Origin of the sequence: uncultured Metabacillus sp., assembly GCF_947503125.1 — a bacterium.
Classification (GTDB): domain Bacteria; phylum Bacillota; class Bacilli; order Bacillales; family Bacillaceae; genus Metabacillus.
In genome coordinates this window covers 19096-39303 of the sequence record NZ_CANNCR010000028.1, presented here as the reverse complement: position 1 = coordinate 39303, position 20208 = coordinate 19096, and the positions used below count along the sequence as shown (strand labels likewise).

General features: G+C 37.1%; 17 protein-coding genes. 2 read left to right on the top strand and 15 right to left on the bottom strand.

Annotated elements, in window-relative coordinates; all coding sequences use genetic code 11:
- The first annotated feature begins 162 nt into the window (after positions 1 to 162).
- On the top strand, positions 163 to 792 hold the full coding sequence (locus Q1B07_RS16920; protein ID WP_299092220.1) for a trimeric intracellular cation channel family protein: 630 nt from the start codon (positions 163 to 165) through the stop codon (positions 790 to 792).
- 42 nt (positions 793 to 834) lie between these two features.
- Here Q1B07_RS16920 and Q1B07_RS16915 read toward each other — a convergent pair whose 3' ends face one another.
- The gene (locus Q1B07_RS16915; protein WP_299092219.1) at positions 835 to 1173 is read right to left on the bottom strand and encodes a hypothetical protein; all 339 of its coding nucleotides are present in this window, start codon (positions 1171 to 1173) and stop codon (positions 835 to 837) included.
- Between the two features lie 367 nt (positions 1174 to 1540).
- Here Q1B07_RS16915 and Q1B07_RS16910 point away from each other — a divergent pair, with 367 nt between their 5' ends.
- Entirely contained in the window at positions 1541 to 1879 is a 339-nt protein-coding gene (locus tag Q1B07_RS16910; protein ID WP_299092218.1) for a hypothetical protein, read from the top strand.
- 111 nt (positions 1880 to 1990) lie between these two features.
- Here Q1B07_RS16910 and spoVK read toward each other — a convergent pair whose 3' ends face one another.
- The 14 genes from spoVK to Q1B07_RS16840 form a co-directional block, all read right to left on the bottom strand.
- Entirely contained in the window at positions 1991 to 2965 is a 975-nt protein-coding gene (spoVK, locus tag Q1B07_RS16905) for a stage V sporulation protein K (RefSeq protein ID WP_299092217.1), read from the bottom strand.
- 213 nt (positions 2966 to 3178) lie between these two features.
- On the bottom strand, positions 3179 to 3403 hold the full coding sequence (hfq, locus tag Q1B07_RS16900; protein ID WP_299092216.1) for an RNA chaperone Hfq: 225 nt from the start codon (positions 3401 to 3403) through the stop codon (positions 3179 to 3181).
- 40 nt (positions 3404 to 3443) lie between these two features.
- Positions 3444 to 4388: a tRNA (adenosine(37)-N6)-dimethylallyltransferase MiaA gene (gene miaA / locus Q1B07_RS16895; protein WP_299092215.1), complete on the bottom strand. Its 945-nt coding sequence runs from the start codon at positions 4386 to 4388 to the stop codon at positions 3444 to 3446.
- Positions 4389 to 4942: 554 nt separating this feature from the next.
- Positions 4943 to 6844: a DNA mismatch repair endonuclease MutL gene (gene mutL, locus Q1B07_RS16890; protein WP_299092214.1), complete on the bottom strand. Its 1902-nt coding sequence runs from the start codon at positions 6842 to 6844 to the stop codon at positions 4943 to 4945.
- Between the two features lie 59 nt (positions 6845 to 6903).
- Complete coding sequence (gene mutS, locus Q1B07_RS16885) at positions 6904 to 9486, bottom strand: DNA mismatch repair protein MutS (RefSeq protein ID WP_299092213.1); 2583 nt, start codon at positions 9484 to 9486, stop codon at positions 6904 to 6906.
- Positions 9487 to 9637: 151 nt separating this feature from the next.
- Positions 9638 to 10180: an outer spore coat protein CotE gene (gene cotE / locus Q1B07_RS16880; protein ID WP_299092212.1), complete on the bottom strand. Its 543-nt coding sequence runs from the start codon at positions 10178 to 10180 to the stop codon at positions 9638 to 9640.
- A 253-nt stretch (positions 10181 to 10433) separates the two neighbouring features.
- A complete protein-coding gene (locus tag Q1B07_RS16875) occupies positions 10434 to 10865 on the bottom strand; it encodes a RicAFT regulatory complex protein RicA family protein (protein WP_299092211.1) in 432 nt (143 codons plus the stop codon).
- A gap of 1 nt (position 10866) precedes the next feature.
- Positions 10867 to 12393 carry a tRNA (N6-isopentenyl adenosine(37)-C2)-methylthiotransferase MiaB gene (gene miaB / locus Q1B07_RS16870; protein WP_299092210.1) on the bottom strand — a complete coding sequence of 509 codons (1527 nt, stop codon included), beginning with the start codon at positions 12391 to 12393 and terminating at the stop codon, positions 10867 to 10869.
- Between the two features lie 357 nt (positions 12394 to 12750).
- Positions 12751 to 14091: a YheC/YheD family protein gene (locus tag Q1B07_RS16865; protein WP_299092209.1), complete on the bottom strand. Its 1341-nt coding sequence runs from the start codon at positions 14089 to 14091 to the stop codon at positions 12751 to 12753.
- A 161-nt stretch (positions 14092 to 14252) separates the two neighbouring features.
- The gene (locus tag Q1B07_RS16860; RefSeq protein ID WP_299092208.1) at positions 14253 to 14843 is read right to left on the bottom strand and encodes an SCO family protein; all 591 of its coding nucleotides are present in this window, start codon (positions 14841 to 14843) and stop codon (positions 14253 to 14255) included.
- Positions 14844 to 14846: 3 nt separating this feature from the next.
- Complete coding sequence (locus Q1B07_RS16855; protein ID WP_299092207.1) at positions 14847 to 18524, bottom strand: multicopper oxidase domain-containing protein; 3678 nt, start codon at positions 18522 to 18524, stop codon at positions 14847 to 14849.
- An 18-nt stretch (positions 18525 to 18542) separates the two neighbouring features.
- Positions 18543 to 18851 (bottom strand): hypothetical protein, encoded by a 309-nt coding sequence (locus tag Q1B07_RS16850; protein WP_299092206.1) that lies wholly within the window; start codon positions 18849 to 18851, stop codon positions 18543 to 18545.
- A 40-nt stretch (positions 18852 to 18891) separates the two neighbouring features.
- Positions 18892 to 19341: a hypothetical protein gene (locus tag Q1B07_RS16845; RefSeq protein ID WP_299092205.1), complete on the bottom strand. Its 450-nt coding sequence runs from the start codon at positions 19339 to 19341 to the stop codon at positions 18892 to 18894.
- Between the two features lie 47 nt (positions 19342 to 19388).
- Positions 19389 to 20180 (bottom strand): hypothetical protein, encoded by a 792-nt coding sequence (locus tag Q1B07_RS16840; protein ID WP_299092204.1) that lies wholly within the window; start codon positions 20178 to 20180, stop codon positions 19389 to 19391.
- Between the last annotated feature and the right edge of the window lie 28 nt (positions 20181 to 20208).

The following is a 20208-nucleotide window of genomic DNA, read 5'->3' as shown; positions in this document are numbered from 1 at the left end:
TTTGGATATTTCTCTAATCCTTTCTATATTATTATCATTTATCTTTAAGCCATTTCGTAAAACTTCAAGAATTTAAAGAGAAAAACCATTGACCTTTCCAATTTTGAGCTTTAAAATCAAGTTCGACATTAAGCTTGAACTAAACTTGGGGGATATTAAGTAATGACTTGGGAAGTTTTAAGTATTATTGGAACAATTGCGTTTGCAATAAGTGGAGCCATTATTGCGATGGAAGAAGAATATGATATTTTAGGAATTTATATATTAGGGATCGTTACAGCTTTTGGCGGCGGTGCCATTCGGAACTTATTAATAGGGGTTTCTGTCACAGAATTATGGGAACAAAGCACGCTTTTTCATATTGCACTTTTTGCGATGACGATCGTCTTTCTTTTTCCACAACGCTTATTAAAGCATTGGCATATATGGGGGAACCTAACGGATGCGATCGGGCTATCTGCATTTGCGATACAAGGTGCACTCTATGCAGATAACATGGGACATCCTACTAGTGCAGTCGTTGTGGCTGCTGTGTTAACGGGAAGTGGCGGCGGTATTGTCAGGGACTTGCTTGCTGGGAGAAAGCCGCTAGTGCTTCGCTCAGAAATTTATGCGTTTTGGGCAATCATTGCTGGTATTCTTATAGGCTTTGATGTTGTTGAACAACCTGCTGAATTATATGTTTTATTCATTGCTATTGTTATACTTAGAGTTTTATCCTATACGTTTAATTGGCATTTGCCTAATCGTAGCTTGAAGACTCCAGCAAAAGACAAAACATTTAAAGCTTAAAGAAAGAAACACGCATCCTCTATCGTGTTTCTTTCTTTAAGATTAACTAATTTTTCGCAATGAATATCGCGATTGATTTACTTTGCATTTAATATACGTTTGCGTTGTATCAAACAGTTCTGCGACGTACTTGGTAGCTCCATAGTACGTTTTTTCATTTGCCATTTCCTCACTGACAATATAATCATAAATTGTTGCTTCTATATCATTAAAAAATGGTAAGATTTTTTTGTTTTTTGCTAAAATTTGATAAAGCTGTGTGATTAAAAACGGATTTTTTTCAAATCTTTCTTCTAATTGATCAATTACATATTCATTAAGTGACAATTCATTTTCAACAAGATATTTAAGCTCTTCTAAAAATAATTTGTTATCACTCATCCTGATCACTCCTTCTTATACCTTGTATTTTAACATCGTTACGGCCGCATTGAAAGCGTTTTCAGTTTGATTTTCTATAGCTTTTTTCGAATGAAGTTAACAGTTTTCATGCTATTTATATATAACTCTACATCTTTATGCAATTTGATCAATAATCGGTTCACTGTTTTTAGTTATACAGAATATGATAAAGAAAACTCGCCGACTGGCGAGCATGAAAGGCGAAGCGTAATGGGTAGTTGCGCTTATACTTTATACTTTATACTTAAAATTGGCCACTACGTCGAATTCCCTTCTTCGCCGGCAATTTATACTTTCTTAAAGTGTAAAAAAAGATTGATCCTTTTTGAAAGGTGTGAAAGAATCAATGAAATGGAAAAATTACGGATTATGGGTGTCTATTTCATCTGTTTTATATATGGTTTTAGAGGATCTTGGCTATCAAATTGATTTAACTCGCTGGGAAACATATGTTACCGGGATTTTAGGAATATTAGCAGCATTGGGGATTATTTCTAACCCAGAAAATGGAAAAGGTTTCTTTAATGCAAAAACCCCCCCTTCTTCAAAGCTTGAAGATCCTCCTGAAGAAAAAGAAAATGGCGGTCATGTACAACAACAACCAGGTCAAATAACAGATCAAGCTTCAGATCAATCATTTGTGGATACACAACCATATCGCAGATATCCACCAAATGAAAAATAGCTAAGACTCTAATTAGATTGTATCTTTTTTCACATACTTGATTCAATTAAATGAGGCTGTCTTTAAAATTTGGGCCCAATCCCAAATTATTAAGACAGCCTCAATTTTATATTATTGTGAATTTGCCTTTTCATCTGTTAAAACTAAATCTTGACCTTTGATTGTTAAGAGATCGTCACGTTTATATTTGTCTGTAAGTAATAATCGCATCGCTTGCGAGCGGATAGATTTTTCTATAATATTTCGAACATACCGGCCATTACTAAATTTTGCTGGATGTGTGATTGCTTTCACACTCATGAGATGTTCTCTTAGTTTGACAGTTGCATCCTCATTAAATTGATATTCTCTCTCTGCTAGCATTCTTGAGGATATCTCCATTAAATCATCCACAGAATAATCCGGAAAATCAACTACAATTGGAAATCTTGACAGTAAGCCTGGGTTAAGAGATAAAAAGTTTTCCATTTCCCTAGGATATCCGGCAAGAATTAAGACAAAATCATGCTGTTTATCCTCCATATGTTTAACAAGTGTATCAATGGCTTCTTTTCCAAAATCCTTCTCACCGCCTCTGGCGAGTGAGTATGCTTCATCGATAAACAAAATTCCGCCAAGCGATTTTTTAATGAGATCACGCGTCTTTTGAGCAGTATGACCAATGTATTCCCCTACTAAATCTGCTCTTTCAGCCTCGATCAGGTGCCCCTTTGACAAAACGTTCATTTGAAAAAATAATTTTCCAATTAAACGAGCTACTGTTGTTTTTCCTGTGCCTGGATTACCTTTAAACATCATGTGGAGAGCTTGTTTTCCTGCTTTTAATCCCTGTTCTTCGCGCTTTTTATTGATAAAAATCCACGCATATATTTCCTTTATCATTCGTTTCATTTCATTCATACCAACAAGAGAACCCATTTCGTCCTCGATTTCTTTAAGAATCGTATGTTTGCTTTCAACTTTTGGAATTTTCAAATCATAGGAAGATGAGCTGGCTTTGTCAATCGCTTTTTCTTTTGTTTGATTATTTAGGATGATATTAATCTGTCCATTCGTTTTATAAGTGACTGCTCTATCTTGTTCCAAAGATGTTCACCTCACAATCGATAACATTTGACGAAAAACAAAAGAAAATGTTGATTCCTGCGCTTTCCCAAGAAATATTCATTCCTTTATTTATATTTCAATTATTTGTGATTTACCACAATTGAAAAAAGTTTTTTGAGAACATATTTTATATTGGAGATATTTTCAAACCAAAAACAGAGCTGATCTTTATTGATCAGCTCTGTTTTTGGTTTATTCAAGTTCTAATTGGATATTTTTTTGCGGCGAAAAAGTTGAAATAGCATGCTTATAAATAAGCTGTTGTTTCCCCTCTGTTTCTAAAAGAACTGTAAAATTGTCAAAGCCTTTGACAAGACCTCTTAATTGAAATCCATTAAGCAAAAATACAGTTACAAATACACCGTCCTTGCGTAATTGGTTTAGACATTGATCTTGAATGTTTATTGTTTGTTTCATGTTTCGTCCTCCTCTTTTCTCTATACCTTAATTAATTCGATTAAAATTGAAGCTTTCCTGCTATATATGTAAAAATTTCATTTTCCATTTCATCATACTTAATTGGCGGAGTCATATCAAACCACTCGACATCCATCTTGTTTCGAAACCATGTCAACTGACGTTTCGCATATCGTCTTGAGTTTTGCTTTAAGGAATCAATTGCTTGATCAAATGATATTTTACCATCAAAGTAGTCATAAAGCTCTTTATAACCAATTGCTTGAATCGCTTGGGTATCACGGATTCCTTTATCATAAAGACCCTTAACCTCTTCTACTAGCCCCTGTTTAACCATAAGATCAACTCTTTTATTGATACGGTTATACAATACTTCTCGATCCATTGTCAACCCAATTAATGCTGTATGATAGAGAAGCTCCTGTTTTTGGTTCCCGATATAGTCAGACATTTTTTTATTTGTACAGTGGTAAATTTCAAGAGCCCGAATCACTCTTCTGCTATTGTTTGGATGAATTTTACGAGCTGCTTCAGGATCAACCCTTTCAAGCATCTGATGAATAGCAAGTTCTCCCTTTTCTTGGAGCTCTGATTCAAGTTTCATCCTAAAAGCTGGATCTGATGGTGTTTCTGTAAACTGATAATCATATAAAACAGATTGTATGTATAAGCCTGTTCCACCAACAATCATTGGTGTTTTACCCTGATTTGCTATTTCATCAATTAAAGGTCGAACAGTTGCCTGAAATTCTGCTGCTGAATAATCTTCATCAGGATATTTAATATCAAGTAAATGGTGACGTATGCCATTCATTTCCTCTTCCTTTATTTTTGCTGTACCGATATCCATCCCCTTGTAGATTTGCATTGAATCTCCACTGATAATTTCCGCATTTAGCCGATGAGCTAAATCAATGCTTAATTTTGTTTTACCAACTGCTGTTGGACCAATGATGACGACGAGCTTCCTTTTTTCCAATAACAATCACTCTTTCACACCTGACTACATTCTACGTTCATCATCTTAACATGCGAACATCACGAACACCAGAATATTGTTCCCTTTTTAATCTAAATGTAAACATTTAGCATGTATGTATCTGTAGGAGACTTTCTCTATCTTGAAAAAAACGAAGTTCTCCTTAAGTTTACATAACATATTTATTGTTAATTTTATGTATTGCATATTAACATTAATAAGCCCTCTTCTTGAGGGCTTAGATTCTGGTATTATTTCTTTTTACCTTATCAACAAGCCTAATATAATTTAATAGTACATCCAGTGGCCAGAACAAACTTGTCAGGACGATCTCATAACGCTTTAACTCATTGATTTTATAAACAGAATAAAAAACACCAATGATCATATAAATCAGAAGTATAAGCATATTGATCTCCCTTTCGTTTTTTTCCATTGTATTCAACATTTCAAAATTGGTTCAAATGAATGATTTTAGTCAGCAATCATAAGAAAGAGACTGTTTAATCAATAGGAATAAGCCTATTGATAAAACAGTCTCTTATCATTAATTGAATAGTTTACATAACCCGTTTAAACATTTTTTCCATTTCATATGTTGAATAATGAACGATGATCGGCCGACCGTGCGGACAGGTAAAAGGATCTGTTGTCTTCCTTAAGCTTTCAAGAAGGGCAAAGATTTCATCGTTACGCAAATGATGGTTTGCCTTGATCGATGCTTTACAACTCATCATAATCGCAGCTTCTTCACGTAGCTTTTTTATATCGACTTTTTTCTCATCGAGGACTTGTTGAATCATTTCTTCTATCGTTGATGATTCTTCTCCCCTTGGAAACCATTGTGGATGCGATCTGACGATATAGCTGTTACGGCCAAAAGGCTCAAGAAAAATACCAACTTTAGCAAGAATATCAAGGTGTTCCTCAATAATCATCGCCTCATCATTTGAATACTCAAATGTCAAAGGTACTAACAGCTCTTGAACCTCTGATTGAATCTCCCCTACTTTTTCACGGTAAAATTCATATTTAATACGTTCTTGAGCCGCATGCTGATCAATAATATAAAGCCCACGATCGTTTTGCGCTAAAATATACGTTCCGTGCATTTGTCCTATAGGATATAACGGTGGTACACGTTCAGTAACAGAAACCGGCTCTTCCTGTAGATCATCATCCTCTACCTCGTTATTAACCTGTTCCTCTGAATCAATTGGTACTCCACATGTTTCTACTTGGTCAAGCTCTTCAAATGGATTCATCGCTTCAGCTACTTTCCATTCCTTTGTTGAAGGCTCCGGTATGGAAGGTGATTTTATAGGTTCTTCCGGTTTAATAGCCGGTTGGTAATTAGCATTTTCAACTGGTTGTACGTTTGGCTTCGAATCAAAAGAATGATCAAAAGCAAATTGCTGCTGTTCATCGATTGATTTCACTCTTTGTGTTTTAGGAATTTCTACTGATGGAATGAGCTGCTGTTGTCTAAAAACATCCCGAATCCCATTTGTTATAAGCTCATTTAATTCTGTTTCCTTACTTATTCTAACCTCGAGCTTTGATGGATGAACATTGACATCAACTAAAATGGGATCCATTTTTATTTCCAAAAACACGATCGGGAAGCGGCCGATCGGCAGCAAGGTATGATAACCATGTTGAATTGCTTTTACTAATGGGTAATTTTTAATAAAACGTCCATTGATAATAGTTGAGATATAATTTCGCGATGCCCTCGTAATTTCTGGAAGTGCGACATACCCGCTTACTTCAAAGTCTAACGATTCCAGCGAGAGTTTCTTCATTTTTTTAGCAATCCCTATCCCATAGATTGATGCAAGCACTTGGCGAACATCCCCATTCCCATTCGTATGTAATAGCTTTTTACCATTATGAACGAGTCGGATCGACACATTTGGGTGTGCAAGGGCTATGCGATTGACAATATCAGTAATATTCCCTAGCTCAGTATGAACGCTTTTCATATATTTCAAGCGGGCAGGAGTATTAAAAAAGAGATTCGTTACAGTAATATCTGTGCCTTTTCGACTTGATGTTGATTCGTGCTTTTCTATTTTCCCCCCGGTTAAAACAAGGTTTGTCCCTGCGTCTTTTCCTGTGCTGGTTTTCATATCAAGCATTGAAACAGAGGCGATACTAGGCAGTGCCTCACCTCTAAATCCTAATGTTCTGATGCGGAACAGATCATTTTCATCCTTGATTTTACTTGTTGCATGACGATGAAACGCATTTAAGCAGTCATCTTGCTCAATTCCGTCACCATTATCAAGTACACGTATTTTGCCTAAGCCGGCCTCCTCTATGTCAATTTCAACGACCGTGCTATTTGCATCAATCGCATTTTCTAGAAGCTCTTTTACAACAGATGCAGGGCGTTCCACAACCTCACCTGCAGCAATTTTATTTGATAGCTGATCATCTAGGCGAATTATCTTTCCCAAGTCTCTCACCGCCTTTTACAAGATAATAAAGGATAGTAAACACATTTTTTTAAATAAAGTTATTTTAATTTCTTCTGGAGTTTGTATAGTTCGTTCATTGCATCAAGCGGTGTCATTTCTAGTAGATTCATAGATTTTAAACCATCAATTACAGCTTGTTCCTTTTTAGGTACCGCTTGTCCTTTTTTAGGAGCAGGTTGTTCATCAGCAAATAAAGATAGCTGTGAATCAATAAAAACTTCTTCCTTTACGACTGAATTTGTTTCCTTATTGGCTTTTCCTGATTCCAGTTCAGAAAGGATTTCTTTTGCCCGCATTATTAATGACTTTGGAAGGTCTGCTAACTCAGCAACGTGAATACCGTAACTTTTATCTGCTGCACCTTCTTCTATTTTGTGTAAAAATACCACTTTTCCTTTTTCTTCAATAGCCTTTACATGGATATTTTTTAATGAGTTTAATTGCTCCTCTAGTACGGTTAACTCATGATAATGTGTTGAAAATAATGTTTTTGCGCCAATTTGCTCATGGATATGCTCAATGATTGCTTGTGCTAAAGCCATACCATCATAGGTTGAAGTTCCTCTTCCTATTTCATCAAACAGGATTAAGCTTTGTGATGTTGCATGAGCAATTGCGTTTTTTGCCTCAAGCATCTCCACCATAAAGGTACTTTGACCGGAAATCAAATCATCTGCTGCACCAATTCTTGTGAAAATTTGATCAAAAATTGGCAATACCGCTTCTGTTGCAGGGACATAGCAGCCAATTTGCGCTAATATCGTTGTTAAGGCAACTTGGCGCATATAGGTACTCTTACCAGACATATTTGGCCCTGTAATTAGAAGCATTTTGCGTTCATCACTAAAATAACAATCATTTGGTACATATTCTTGTGAGTCCATAACTTTTTCAACGACAGGATGACGTCCATCTTTAATAAAAAGCTCACCAGTTAAAGAAAACTGCGGTTTACAATAATGACGGTGTTCGCTAACTGTTGCAAAGCATTGCAGGACATCCAGCTCGCTAAGTCGCTTCGCCAACTTCTGTAATCTAGGAATATATTGTTTAACTTGTTCTCTTATATCGACAAACAGCTGATATTCAAGCTCAACACTCTTTTCTTCTGCTTCTAGGATGAGCGTTTCTTTTTCCTTTAATTCAGGCGTAATAAATCTTTCCGCATTTGTTAATGTTTGCTTCCGCTCATACATCCCTTCCTGTAATAAATGAAGGTTCGCTCTTGTCACTTCAATATAATAGCCGAACACACGATTATAGCCAATTTTTAACGACTTTATCCCCGTTCTTTGCCGTTCCTGCTGCTCAAGCTGCGCAATCCAAGTTTTCCCGTTACGACTTGCATCACGATATTGATCAAGAACATCATGATATCCATCGTTGATAATATTTCCTTCCTTTACAGAGAGCGGCGGATTTTCAACAATTGCTCTCTCTAAAAGCTTCGTTAAATCTTCACATGGATCAAGACGCTCAGATAAGTAATTCTCATTATTTAACGATTGACATAGCTCATCGATAGCCGGGACTTGCTGCAGTGATTTTTTTAATTGAATTAAATCCCTCGCATTTACATTTCCGAATGCCACTCTGCCCGCGAGTCTTTCTAAGTCGTAAACTTCTTTTAAAAGATTGCGTAAATCCTCTCGTTCAAAGTAATTGACGATAAATGTCTCAACCATAGCCAGACGAGCTTCGATTTTTTGGCGATCAACGAGCGGTTTATCTACCCACTGCTTTAACAACCTTCCTCCCATTGCCGTCTTCGTTTCATCTAATAACCATAGCAGAGAGCCTTTTCTGCCTTTCGAACGAATTGTTTCTGTTAGCTCCAAATTCCGCTTTGAATAAAGATCAATTTTCATCGCGTCTTGCAAGCAATACACTTTTACTGGTTGCAGATGATCAAGACTGCGTTTTTGCGTCCGTTGGAGATAGTTTACTAATCTTCCAAAGGCTTTTGTAAGACGTTCGTCATGTAATTGTTCAATAATAACTTGCAACTCATCAGAAATTGAGTGTTCTTCTTCATATGACAATGTAGCCTGACAACGGTCAATAAGTTGTTTTTTCCATTCATTTGGAAAATCATTTGCGATGACCGCTTCTTTTGCCCCAACTGAATAAAGTTCATTTACTACCTCATCAAAGCTTGAACAGATTGCTACGAGGTTTTCTCCTGTCGTTAAATCACTTAATGCAAGTCCGATTTGTGAATCAAAAATGGTCATTGAAGCGATATAATTATTTTCTTTATCGTGAATGCCTTTCCCATCCATAACTGTTCCTGGTGTAATAAGTTGAACAACCTCACGCCTTACAACACCCTTTGCTTGCTTCGGATCCTCAGTTTGCTCGCAAATTGCCACCTTATACCCTTTTGAAATAAGTTGTTCGATATAGGTTGGAGCAGAATGATAAGGAACCCCGCACATTGGGATTCGTTCCTCACTGCCGCCATCACGACTGGTTAAAGTGATTTCAAGCTCTTGTGACGCTTGTATTGCATCTTGAAAAAACATTTCATAAAAATCACCTAATCGAAAAAATAAAAAGGCATCTTGATAATCTGCCTTAATTTTTAAATATTGCTGTATCATCGGCGTGTATGTAGCCATATTTTTCCTCCAATACCACCTTAACGTTCTTAAAAATCACATTTCATTATATCATAATTCGACAAAATCATGTGATAATTGGGTTAGGTAAAGAAAGGAATCTAATAATATAATTTTAAAAAAAGAAAACTAGGAAGACACGTCCTCCTAGTTACTCTTCTACATCTCCTATTAAAAATTCTGGATTTAAATCCTCAAATTCCTCGTCTAATTCATCTTCCCACTCATCGTCATTTTCACAGCCTTGCGGATTAACTTTTACACATACTTTTGTTTCACCAATAACCTCTGCTAAAAGCTCGCGTTCTGCTTGAACAATTATTTTGTTTCCGTTTGGTGAGATTGTCACTTCTAAACAATTAGGTTGTTGTAATACTTTACAGATAACCTCATGCTCATCATCAATGATATTGTCGTCTTTATATCTTAATTTGATAATATCACAATATTCTATTCTCTCTGTTACAACCTCTGTTTTTGTGTTTTCATTATAAGAATACCAAACGTTGATATCATAAGTACCTTCGACCTCAACTGTTTTCCCTTTCTTTTGAGCATCATAATTATGGTTAATGATCCATCCACCTAAAATGCTCGCAGGTTTTTGCGATGGTGATATCGTATGTGTGCATTGGGAAAACTTACGTCCTTTCGCAACAACTGCTTTAGTAATTATTTCTCTGTATTCAGACATTCGAGCATACCCTCCTCAATGAATCTTCTTTTAATCCTATGCTAGGCTAGTAACGATTGTGCCTAAATAATTTACTGAAATGATGACATGTTACCCCAATTCATGAAACCTATAGTTCATTCTATGCTAATGGTTATAAATATGTGCCTAAAAAAGAAAAAAGGTGCCTGGTTCTCTAAAATTATTTGATAATTTTTTTATTCACAAAATAAAAAGAGGTCTGCCTTTTACAGCAAACCTCTGTTTCGAATCATTATGAACAGCTTCCGCCAGTTGAATGTCGAACCTTTGAACCTGTTTCCCCTGCTAAGAGATCTCCTCCTGTTGAGGTAATAATTTCATTTGTAACCTTGTTAGAAATTGTGTGTGACACGAGTTGCAGCAAATCATTGACTTCAACTTGGGACTCTTGAAATTCTTGAATAATTGGAATTTCATCCAATTCATTTTGAATTTTTTCAATTTTAGCCTCAACCTGTTTTAACGCTTCATGCTTTCCATAATGTTGAAAGTTGACGGCCTGCTTTTGAAGACTTTTAATACTAGCAATCTTTTCACGCACTTTTTGATTTTCATTTAGTTGAGCTTCTGCCCGCTTAAAGAAATCAACTTCCTTAGATTCGGCAATCATTTGAGCAAGTTCACGCGCTTTTGCTACAATTTCGTCTTTCGTATAAATCGTCATCTTATTTCACCTCAATCGCTTCTTCAACCATTTCTCCATCTAGCGTCCATGTTTTTGCTTTTGTAATTTTCACCTTCACGATTTTTCCAATCGCTGTTTTTGGTGCTTTAAAGTTTACAAGTTTGCTTTTCTCTGTATATCCTGCAAGAACTTCTGGATTGTTTTTGCTTTCCCCTTCAACAAGAACATTTACAACCTTGCCTTCGTATTCTTTTAATTTCTTTGCAGAAATTTCATTTACGACAGCGTTTAATCGTTGGAGACGTTCTTTTTTCACTTCCATTGGGACATTGTCTTTCATTTTCGCTGCAGGTGTACCTTCACGAGGTGAATAAATAAACGTATATGCGCTATCAAACTCTACTTCACGATACAGTGAAAGAGTTTCTTCGAATTGTTCTTCTGTTTCATTTGGAAAACCAACGATGATATCTGTTGTTAATGATACATTCGGCATTGCTTCCTTAATTTTGCGGACCAAATCTAAATATTGTTCGCGAGTATATTTACGTGCCATAATTTTTAGAATTTCCGTACTTCCTGATTGAACAGGTAGATGGATATGATCTAAAAGGTTGCCGCCTTTTGCTAACACTTCAATTAAATGATCGTCGAAATCACGAGGATGGCTTGTTGTAAAGCGGATTCTTGGGATATCAATTTTGTGAATCTCATCCATTAAATCACCTAAGCCATAGTCTATGTCTTCAAAATCCTTCCCATAGGCATTTACGTTTTGCCCTAGGAGAGTAATCTCTTTATAGCCTTGAGCTGCTAAGTGACGAACCTCTTGGATAATTTCCTCTGGACGACGGCTGCGTTCTTTACCGCGAGTATAAGGAACAATACAATACGTACAAAATTTATCACAGCCATACATAATATTAACCCAAGCCTTAATATTTCCTTTACGAACCTTAGGAAGATTTTCGATGACATCGCCTTCTTTAGACCATACTTCGATCACCATTTCCTTAGAAAGATAAGCTTCATTTAAAATATAAGGCAGGCGGTGTATATTATGGGTACCAAAGATCATATCAACAAAAGGATGAACCTTTAAAATCCTGTTTACAACTGATTCTTCCTGTGACATACAACCACAGACACCTAATAATAAGTCCGGTCTTTCTTTCTTTAATGCCTTTAGGTGACCAAGCTCACCAAATACCTTATTTTCTGCATTTTCCCGAATCGCACATGTATTTAGCAAAATGACATTGGCATCTTCAACACCATCAGTCGGCTCATAGCCTAACGCCATAAAAATACCTGCCATAACTTCTGTGTCATGCTCATTCATTTGGCAGCCATACGTGCGAATGTAAAACTTCCGGCCTTGTCCCATGCCTTTAAATTCTTCAGGAATGGCAAAGCCTTCATATTTTACTTCTTCTTTTCCTCGCTTTTTAGCATCCTTTAGTGAAGGAGGCATATACACTGCTTGGAAATACTTACTGTAATCCTTATCGGATTTTTTGTCCGAAGGATTTACTTGAGTACTTTCCTTACGTTGCTGTTCATTCATTATGTGATTCTCCTTTCAACCTACCCTTTTAATAGTTGCACGTTATTACTTTTACGATAAATCGGTCATTGTTATAAAGAAAACTTGGCTGGCGCCAAGCCTTTAGGCGCAGTGCGACTGCCTAGTTGCACTTAAACTTCATTCTTATAATTTGCCACTACGTCGAATTCTCTCCTGCGCTGCAAATTTATACTTTCTTAACGTGCAAGAAAAAATGTTGTATGAACTTCCATTTTATAATAAAAACATACAACATAATAGTATATCGATATTTTTGATAGAAAACAATCCTAAAACGTATTTATATGTTGTAAGATAAAGTGAAAGGTGTATACCCGTAATCTCTACACAACAAAATTAAAAGCCTGCAAGTGATATTGCATACTCAAGTGGTGTTGCATCTAATTTATTAATCACTTCATTATCTTCCAGAATCTTCAGGCTCTTTTTCCCATAAAGATGATTCACTTCAAGAATCCACGGCTTGAAATTATGATCGATAATAACGTCTAATGCAACATCCCCAAAATGCCCCAGCTTTTGGTCTAAAACCTCACAAATTTGCCTGCTAACCTCAATTGTACGGTTCATGATTTCCTTTGCTTCCTCGTCCCCGAGTTTAAAAATAATTTTAAGCATTTTTTGACCGTCTGTAAGGTGGGCAACATGTTTTAAGTTTGTTATAATGCTATTCTCTTGTGCAACCCTGCCAATGACTCCTTGACAAATCCATTCCTTTTGTCTGTTTTTCTGCAGGTACAAACGAAAATCAAATTTTTTATTATTATAAATCGTTGAAACACCTTGTTGAATGATATAATCTACTTTTATTATGCGGTGTAAATACTTATCGGCCTCATTTACTGTTCTATAAAATCTTTTTTCTTTACTTCTATTAATAATTAAGAACCCGTTTCCTTCCTTTTTCACAACAAAGATCCCTTTTCCCTGCTGCCCCTTAACAGGCTTCATATATACTGTATCAAATTTTTTTAGCATTTCTTCTAGGTCATTAGATGTTTTATAAAGTTTTGTTTCTGGAAGGAACATTTTAACCTTTTCATCTGCTGAGCAAGCCTCCCATAACTGAAACTTATTAAAAGGATTTGTATTAAAAAGTTTACCGCCAATTACATTCTCCAATGATAATTCAATTTCCTCAGGAATTCTTAATTTTTTAAAAATCGAGTCTGGAAATGGAAAGTCTTCTTTCCTCCATTTCCCCGTTTTTGGCTGATAATAATACCCCGTTATTGTTTTTTTTGTAGGATTAATGCTCTCACTGGAACAAATAATTAAAAAGGGAACTTTTGCATTATCCAATTTAAAACGGTTTTTGCATTTTTCCAGCAAATTCGGCGTTAATTGTTTAAATTTGTTTTTTGCTATATAGGCAATAAACGGACCAATATGAATAACATTTCCATCAACCTTAATATCATAAACAAGCTCGTCAGGTATAGTAAAAGGTATTGTACCTCTTGTAAGCCCAATTTCATTTTCTGATAAATCATTTGATTTTTTTACAGAAAATGCTTGTGACCAATGACCAAACTTAATAATGACTTCTCTTGATCTAATTAGGTAATGCTTAAGAAATGACCTTGATAATAGTATTTTTGGCAGCCTGCTTTGAAGCTCAATAGATCCCAAACGCGTATTATTTTTTTTATCCGTTAGATAGATGATCTTTATCATTTAGTTGCACTCCAATATTTAGAAATAGATGCTCATTTATTCTATGAAGTTGGGATAGGTTGTGATATTTATCCTGTCATAAATGGGTGAATGTAGCATATAAAAAAAACATTACCGTCATTGGACAGTAATGTTTTAATTAAGCATTAAAAAACAAGCAACTATTTAGTTAACAGCTGAATATCTTTAATGATCCTTTCTTTTTCAATTGATTTATTTTGATTAGCCATATCATAAAGAGCCCTTATTTGGTTCTGCTTGTCAATTAAGAACATCGTTGTTGAATGGGCAAAAAAATCCCCTTCTAATTTTTGGTACTGCATTTGCAAATTAGCAGCAATTTCCTTCGTTTTCTTTGGGTTTCCCCTTAGCCATTTCCATCCAGCAGGATCCGCACCAAATGAATCAGCATAATTTTTAATGATTTGCGCTGTATCATGTTCAGGATCTATTGTAATAGCGATAAGCTCAACTTTTTTTCCGAATAAACCCTGACTTTTTAACTGTTCCTGCAGCACTTTAAAATCTGCCATAGTTAATGGACAAATATCCGGGCAATTGGTATAAAAAAAGGCGACAAGTTTGATCTTTTCAGTAGACAATTCATATCCTTGCCCATAAACATCATCCAATTGAAAGGCTTCAACCTTATCTAAAACAGGCAATTTTTCACCATGGGGCCAAAACCAATAAATGATGGCAAAGCCAGCCAAACTAACAAGAAGAATGATTAACCATCTTTGCTTCTTCATCGTTTACTCCACATCAGGTTCTTTCATATCTTTTAACGGTGCCAGACAGACTTGCTTATTTTTGTGAACGCGGAGAATGCCCCACATTCCTTGCTCAATATCCCAGCGTATATTTCCAGAGCGATACATATAGTCTCCCGGAAAATTAAAGAAGCTTCCCGCTCCATAATGCAGCTTAAGATCCCTTGCAAACCCCAACACAATGTGCGGATCAATTGATTTAACCTGAGAGAATAGGTCCCTGTCATCCGTATTCCAATAATGGCCATGCAAATGGAAGCCATGTGCCCGCCTGCGCTCTGATGGATTCACCAGTCTGATTGTAACCGGATCACCAGCATAAGCTTCAAAAACAGGTGTTGAAGGATCTCCATGAACTTTGGAACTAAACAAATCTTTAAACACCGGAAATTGTCTAAGGCGATTGATCAACCGCTCTGTACAATAATTAAAGCCTCTTGAACCGTTGTCGTACGTATCAACCAAATCTCCAAGTTCATCCGGATCAACACCTGTTAAAATACCATCAACCGGATCAATGATGACACAGCCCTCGCTATCAACTAATCTTGCTCCGTCATACATTGTTAGAACAAATTCTCTTATATCAGGTGCAAATGGATGACTCAAAATCACATTGCTGCTTGTTAGTAAAGCTGGCGTTCTGTCAACAGGATTGAGGATTTTCGTTCCTCTTCCCTCAGCGATAAACGTTCCAAACGTACCAAGTGATCGATGATTTCGGATGTCTGCCATATCCCACATCCCGCAGGCACCAACAGCAACATCTACATACCAGCGATAGACAACCGTTTCACCTGGACCTGCCGTTTGGTCTGGATTAAAGCCAACCGTTTCACCTGCGGATGATTTTACATCATATTGAATCAGCTGCGGATGAAGTGATATTCGCACCGATGGTGGATAAAATGCTTGCTGCTTAACAGGCGGATATGGCCAAATTCCGTCTGGGAAAGGAAAACGATCAAACTGTAAAAGGCTTGTTAAATGAACCTCGACAACATCTCCTTGATTTGCTCTGAGAACGAGAGGTTCAGGATTCTTTCGTCCGCATAAGATGTCATCCATATCTTCTCTTAACGCAAATACGATGCCAAATGGATCGGTCTCCCCCCATTTGCTATAGACGATCGGTACCTGGAAAGCGACAATATCAAAGAATACTACACGTGCGTTTGGCGGAGCATCCACCTCTACACATTCTGCCGGAGGAGGCGGCTCTCCCGTACAGACCGGCAACGGTTTTGTTCGTTCAGGCGGATTTGGCCGATCTGGAAGCGGAATAAGAAAATCTACCTCTTCGTCATAGGCACGGATTAATCCCCAGCATCCATTCCACAGATCTTCTTCTGTCTCAAATGTCCAGAGGTAATCACCTGATCTCGGAACCTCCATATCAAATGTAAATGATTCGGAAATGCCGATATGCTCCTGTGCTTGAAACTCAGTTTCTATATCTGGACGTTCCTTCTTCCATCTTAGCCCGTGCATGTTGAAGCTGTGAGACTCTTCCTGTGCACCCTGCAATAATCGGACACGAATTGGATCCCCTTCATAACAATGTAAAATGGGAGTAATTGGATCCCCATTGACAAACGAACTGAATGAATAGGCGGGATCAAAATCTTTCCCTAGTCTGAACTGCAGCGGTTCATTTTTATAATTCACAGCGAATAAACCAGGGTCATCCTGGGATCCTGGAAACTCAGGAGGGTTTAATGGACAGCCATTTTCATCAAACAGCAAGGCAAAGTCTTGAACCATTAAGACAAAATCCCGGTAATCCGGTATTAAAGGATGGGTGACGGTAACTTGCTGACCTTCCCTCACCTCTTCACCTGTTCTTGAGTCAAGAACATCTGAAAAACGTGCATGAACAACGGTTGAACCAAACACACCGTGCTGCTGGTGATAACTGGCAAATAAATGGTCATGGAAAAACCATGCCTTAAGCTCAACATCGGCAAAATATTCATAGCGAATCGTCTCGCCGGGCAGGACGCTTGAATCATAATTCCACCCAACATTTGCCCCATCACTGACCATAACATCGAATTTAACGAAATGAACGTGAAAAGCTGTTTCGAATGTTCTTGTGACAAGCTGAAACGCATCACCGCTCGCAACTTCCTGCAGCCGGTTGGTAAAATTAACCGAAATGCACGCTCCGGCGTTAACATGCAAAATAAGCGGCTCTGGTTGTTTTCTCCCTGCTAATACATCTTCCAAATCTTCATCCAGTACATATAATCTTCCTTTAGGATCATACCAGCCCTGGCGGTTATAGACGATAGGCATCTCAATGAGTGATACGTTAAATACCTGGACCTCAGGATTTTCTAAGATGATGCATGGGTCGGTAAAAACAGCACCTGGTCTTGCTGTAGGAACTGCAGCGTTTCGTTCAAGCTCCGTCATATCCCTGCCGCCGACAATGCCAAGCGGAGGACGAGGCGCCTTACAGCCGAGCTTGCCAGGTATAAAATTAGGAAAGCCAGGTCGTTCCTTCGTAGGCTTAGGCGGAATCGGACGATCCGGCAACGGCTGTAATGGTTGAATAGGCACGCCATTCGGATAGCACTGGCTGCCATCCTGAAGCGTATCAAATATCCTGTTAATCGCCCACATACCCACTCCAAAATGAGGGTATAAATGACAATGCATAATTACATCACCATATGTTCCAACTAAAGAACCCAATCCATATAACGTGTCAATCGTATGCCACGTTTGCGGGCTGATTGCGATCGCATCAAATGCGTCCGATTCTGTATTAAGCGGATCTCTAAAAAAGGTATGGGCATGATAATGAAATACGTGCGTTTCCTTTACTCCGGCATGAACGAGTCTAAATCTGGCTGGATCCCCCCGATAACCTCGAAAAATCGGCGTTGCCGGATCGCCAAATACCCATGAATCATGATGGACTTCTTCCCCTTCACAATCTGGGCAGACAACCCCCTCTTCAATCAGCCTCACCCGATTTTCAACAGGTTCATAGCGGTAATTAATCGCATGTGTTGATTCACGATCCTGATTTGTAACAGGATCAAGCGGGCGGTTGCCTGTTATATCATCTGTAGACATTTCATCATGAAAAATAAAGGCATACTCGCGAAAGGATGGGGCAAATGGATGATGGATATCTGCAAACACCCCGCTTTTTATTGGACCGCCTGTAACAGGATCTGTCCACCAGGATCCGCGTCTTTGGACAAAAAGGCAGCCAAATAATCCATTTATACTCGTTCCTTCATCACTGCTGTCTGGATTACCTAAGTCTGTAAAGTAGTAAGTACCTTCATGGTTTACACTAATCCGGTAAAGAATCTTTTCTCCTGGATCTGCTAATGTATTTGGATTAAAGCCGACATTTGCACCATCAGAATCTAGTACATCATAATCTGCTTCCTGAAAATGCATTCCTGTGGCAAAATGGATTTTATTTTCAAATAAGATTTCAACTATATCCCCATTATTCGCACGAATGCAAAGCGGCTGAACTAAATCAACCGGCGTAAACGGATTTTTTTTAACCAGTTCCTTTACCTTTTCCTCATTTTCTTTTAATACATACATCATGCTTGAATCACCATGATCACCAAAATTATTCAGAACTATTCGAATTGGGATCGCAACAACGTGAAAAAATCGTTTCATCTCGCCCTCACCCTTTTCCTATAAATCATCCCTTAATTCAGGGATTCGCGGCATCCCTCTTTGTTCAATATAAAAGACTTCGATATTATGAACATGGATCGACCATACTCTGTTTTCTAATTCTCCAATGGTTGTTACTTGGACATCAACAGCCACATTATCCCCTATAACATCAACAATTCTTCCAATAAAAACAAATGGATAAGAAGGGGTCAAAATGAATACATTTCTTCCGATTCCTGCTTCAAACTCATTAATTAAGGCTTCATCATGGATATCATTTATCGAAGGTATTGTAATTTCAGTAAACAAATCATTTTGTCTCATGATTTAAGTGTGCCTCCTTTTTTCTCTGTTCAAAGATGGATTACGTTAGTGGTATGCGTTGGTTACAATCAAAGTTAGGCGTAAAATGAGCAATTTTTTCTAATGGAATTGTTAAAGGGGTTGGAAATTGGAAAAATGGAGCATTAATCATTTTTATATTGACTGGGAATAATGTAATAGCACTTTGTGTAACGTTAATGATCGTACCGCAAAAGATCGGCCGAAAGGTTTGGCCAAATAAATTCAGCTGATCTGATTCTGTTACGATTAAAATACTTGTGTCGATCAATCCTAATAACTGGTCAAACAATTCATCCACTACATCTTCAATGTTGATACGAATCGGTTTATCAAATACAATTTCGCACTCTTTACGTTTCTTCACTTTAACCTCACAATCTTCTAAATCTTCTTTTATTTTTTGATGCTTTTCCTTTTCTTCAACTTGTTTTTTCTTTTCTGCATCATGATCTTTTTTGTTACTTGCCATATCCCTACCTCCTCACATTTAAAAACATTGTGCAAGTTTCAAAAGATTTATCTATGGAAATTTTTCAAAACATGAGTGAACAGGCTTAAAAACCGTATGGTCTCAACGTATTTAATCTCATTTAGATTTACATGTTCATCTTTTTTGAAAGCATGCAGTGTAAGTTGATGATTAGTTGAATATGAGATTTTTCCGATTCTCTTTGTCTCTTCATCTAAATAAACAGCCACCCATGTCTCCTTCCAGGTTTGTAAATTTGTTTGAAGGGTTTCTTCAAAAAATTGCTGTTTTAAAATATCCCGCTTTGAGACAGTTTCACCAAATTGAAGGACAAGCTTATTACGTAAATTATTATCAAAGATAAAATGCTGATGTGTATTGGAATAGTTAGGAATGCCATATGGAATATTTGCAGATTCAATTACAGAATAAGGAATCCACGTTCTATCCTTTAAATTTGTTATCATGACAAAATCTCTGCCGATTGTACTAACCTTTCCTTCTTTATAAAGAGATTTTGACCCGCATTTTAAATAGATCTCTACTTGCTGATTTCGTTTTGACTTAAAAAACTTCCTCAGCTTTAAGTTCTTTCCTCGCTTCTCATCCTTCTCAGAGATATTGAACATATTAGCCCTGTCGATATATTCCATTAATAACCTAGTCTCTTCAGTTGACTTACTGCTAGTTGGTGAAGTGAGACCGTAACCGTTTTGGTTATTAAAATGATTTATGATATCTTCTTTTCTTGGTTCCAGCTTACGTCTTTCTAACAAGTCTTTTCGATATTCATTTAAATAAAGCTTTTTATTTTTCTTTTTTTTATTGATATGTTCCATATACCCTCCCCCCCTTTTCAACTGACCC

Excerpts from the sequence above, each read along its gene's own strand:
- Q1B07_RS16910 (WP_299092218.1), top strand. The coding sequence starts at position 1,541 with ATGAAATGGAAAAATTACGGATTATGGGTGTCTATTTCATCTGTTTTA.
- Q1B07_RS16865 (WP_299092209.1), bottom strand. The coding sequence starts at position 14,091 with ATGATAAAGATCATCTATCTAACGGATAAAAAAAATAATACGCGTTTG.
- hfq (WP_299092216.1), bottom strand. The coding sequence starts at position 3,403 with ATGAAACAAACAATAAACATTCAAGATCAATGTCTAAACCAATTACGC.
- Q1B07_RS16860 (WP_299092208.1), bottom strand. The coding sequence starts at position 14,843 with ATGAAGAAGCAAAGATGGTTAATCATTCTTCTTGTTAGTTTGGCTGGC.
- Q1B07_RS16855 (WP_299092207.1), bottom strand. The coding sequence starts at position 18,524 with ATGAAACGATTTTTTCACGTTGTTGCGATCCCAATTCGAATAGTTCTG.
- miaB (WP_299092210.1), bottom strand. The coding sequence starts at position 12,393 with ATGAATGAACAGCAACGTAAGGAAAGTACTCAAGTAAATCCTTCGGAC.
- Q1B07_RS16920 (WP_299092220.1), top strand. The coding sequence starts at position 163 with ATGACTTGGGAAGTTTTAAGTATTATTGGAACAATTGCGTTTGCAATA.
- Q1B07_RS16915 (WP_299092219.1), bottom strand. The coding sequence starts at position 1,173 with ATGAGTGATAACAAATTATTTTTAGAAGAGCTTAAATATCTTGTTGAA.
- mutS (WP_299092213.1), bottom strand. The coding sequence starts at position 9,486 with ATGGCTACATACACGCCGATGATACAGCAATATTTAAAAATTAAGGCA.
- Q1B07_RS16840 (WP_299092204.1), bottom strand. The coding sequence starts at position 20,180 with ATGGAACATATCAATAAAAAAAAGAAAAATAAAAAGCTTTATTTAAAT.
- cotE (WP_299092212.1), bottom strand. The coding sequence starts at position 10,180 with ATGTCTGAATACAGAGAAATAATTACTAAAGCAGTTGTTGCGAAAGGA.
- Q1B07_RS16875 (WP_299092211.1), bottom strand. The coding sequence starts at position 10,865 with ATGACGATTTATACGAAAGACGAAATTGTAGCAAAAGCGCGTGAACTT.
- Q1B07_RS16845 (WP_299092205.1), bottom strand. The coding sequence starts at position 19,341 with ATGGCAAGTAACAAAAAAGATCATGATGCAGAAAAGAAAAAACAAGTT.
- Q1B07_RS16850 (WP_299092206.1), bottom strand. The coding sequence starts at position 18,851 with ATGAGACAAAATGATTTGTTTACTGAAATTACAATACCTTCGATAAAT.